General features: G+C 57.6%; 2 protein-coding genes and 1 riboswitch. Both genes read right to left on the reverse strand.

Going from position 1 to position 2182, the window contains the following annotated elements; all coding sequences use genetic code 11:
• Positions 1-44 precede the first annotated feature (44 nt).
• The gene (locus tag NW863_RS12790) at positions 45-437 is read right to left on the reverse strand and encodes a VOC family protein (RefSeq protein ID WP_414366821.1); all 393 of its coding nucleotides are present in this window, start codon (positions 435-437) and stop codon (positions 45-47) included.
• 148 nt (positions 438-585) lie between these two features.
• Positions 586-1953 carry a phosphomethylpyrimidine synthase ThiC gene (gene thiC / locus NW863_RS12795; protein ID WP_414366822.1) on the reverse strand — a complete coding sequence of 456 codons (1368 nt, stop codon included), beginning with the start codon at positions 1951-1953 and terminating at the stop codon, positions 586-588.
• Between the two features lie 5 nt (positions 1954-1958).
• Positions 1959-2060, reverse strand: a riboswitch (TPP riboswitch).
• Positions 2061-2182 lie beyond the last annotated feature (122 nt).

Here is a 2182-nt window from a genome sequence, read left to right on the forward strand (position 1 = left end):
GCGATGGCAGTTCAGAGCTTGCGCCGCCTTTTTCTGGTTAGACCTCAAGCAGTTGCCTCGGCTGGCTTAGCCTTAGCTTGGTCAAAAGTGCCTGGCGGCTCGTACAAAAACTCAAACAGGTTGCCATCGGGATCCTTGCCATAGAAAGAGGCAGTGCCATCCCGATGGCTGTGAATGGCCCCTACCGGGATCCCTTGGGCTTGCAGGCGGCGATGCTGCTCCTCCAGCTCCTCCATGGTGCTGAAGACAAAGCCAAAGTGCGGCCCTGCTGCCCGGTAGCCCGGCCCCAACAGCGCCAGCCCATCGTCTCCGGCTTTCATGTAGGCCCAGTCGGGATCCTGCCAGACGTTGACCATGCCCAGCTTTTGGTAGAACTCCACTGCTTTGGGGATGTCTTCTACCCGGATGGCGACATGCCCGAGTTGCCTAAGTGCCATGGTTCTCTCTCCGCTCAATGGAGCCAACTGCAAGGGTTCTCCTGTAATCCAGCATAGCTTGGGGGAGGATCCCCTCTCCACTCCCCAGCGAGCAGAGATGGGATCCAATCAATTTCAACCTCATGTCAAGCCAAGGCCAGGCCAACGCTTAGGCTGTTGGCTGGGTGGCCAGGAATCGTTCTAGCTCGCTCAAGGCTTCTGCATCCATTTTGGTTTGCATGGGGCAGAACTTCGGCCCGCACATCGAGCAAAACTCCGCCGTTTTGTAGATATCTGCCGGCAAGGTTTCGTCGTGATATTCGCGCGCCCGCTCTGGATCTAAAGACAACTCAAATTGTCGGTTCCAGTCGAAGTTGTAGCGGGCTCTGGACATTTCGTCATCGCGATCCCTGGCCCCAGGACGGTGGCGGGCAATATCGGCAGCGTGGGCGGCAATTTTGTAGGCAATGAGGCCGTTGCGCACATCCTCGGCATTGGGCAAGCCCAGGTGTTCTTTGGGGGTTACGTAGCAGAGCATCGCTGCCCCGTACCAGCCGGCCAAGGCCGCCCCAATGGCAGAGCTGATGTGGTCATAGCCGGCGGCAATATCGGTTACCAGCGGCCCCAAAACGTAGAAAGGAGCCTCGTCGCACTCCTCCATTTGCTTGCGCACGTTAAACTCAATTTGATCCATCGGCACGTGCCCAGGCCCTTCCACCATCACCTGCACATCGTGTTCCCAGGCCAGGCGGGTCAACTGTCCCAGGGTTTTCAACTCCGCCATCTGGGCCTCGTCAGAAGCATCGTGCAGACATCCGGGTCGCAAAGCATCGCCCAGGCTAAAAGAAACATCGTATTTTTTGAAGATCTCAATGATGTCGCGGAAGCGGGTGTAGAGCGGATTTTGCTTGTGGTGGGCCAACATCCAACGGGCCAGGATCCCGCCTCCGCGAGAGACAATTCCGGTTAGACGGTTGCGCACCAACGGCAAGTGTTGGATCAGGATCCCGGCATGGATGGTCATGTAGTCCACCCCCTGCTGGGCCTGCTTTTCGATGATATGCAAGATATCCTCTGCCGAGAGTTTTTCGACATTGCCATGCACACTTTCCAGGGCCTGGTAGATCGGCACCGTGCCAATGGGCACCGGAGAAGCTTGGATAATGGCCGTGCGAATTTCGTCCAAGTCGCCGCCGCCGGTGGACAGATCCATAACGGTATCGGCGCCGTATTTGATGGCCAATTTCAGCTTTTCCAGCTCCTCGGCCAATCCAGAGGAAGTGGGGGAAGCGCCGATGTTGGCATTGACTTTGCAGCGGGAGGCGATCCCGATGCACATCGGCTCTAGGTTGGTGTGATGAATATTGGCAGGGATGATCATGCGGCCCCGCGCCACCTCTGAGCGGATCAGCTCCGGTGGCAGGTTTTCCCGCCGAGCCACGTAGTCCATCTCTTCTGTAATCACGCCCTGCCGGGCAAAGTGCATTTGCGTTACATTTGCTTGCCCACGCCGACGGGCAACCCATTCGCTGCGCATGTTGTCAACTCCAGTGCTCGCTTTCCTACGCTGGTATGACCCAGATCAGGTTCTGAGGATGTAATCTCAGCCTGGGGCAAAACCCCCAGACACTCCTAGCGTGCTGTGATTCTATCACCGAAAGTAAACTACCTGACTCCGACCGCTAAGCGGTACGGAGCGGGCTTTAAGCGCTACGCGCCGCTGACGCGAACGGTAGCCCTGCAGTTGGCAAGCCAACCACGGGCCT

The sequence above is a fragment of the Synechococcus sp. B60.1 genome (genome assembly GCF_047462555.1).
GTDB lineage: Bacteria > Cyanobacteriota > Cyanobacteriia > Thermostichales > Thermostichaceae > Thermostichus.

What these genes read in the sequence shown, in the direction of transcription:
- thiC (WP_414366822.1), bottom strand. Translation starts at nt 1,953, where the DNA reads ATGCGCAGCGAATGGGTTGCCCGTCGGCGTGGGCAAGCAAATGTAACG.
- NW863_RS12790 (WP_414366821.1), bottom strand. Translation starts at nt 437, where the DNA reads ATGGCACTTAGGCAACTCGGGCATGTCGCCATCCGGGTAGAAGACATC.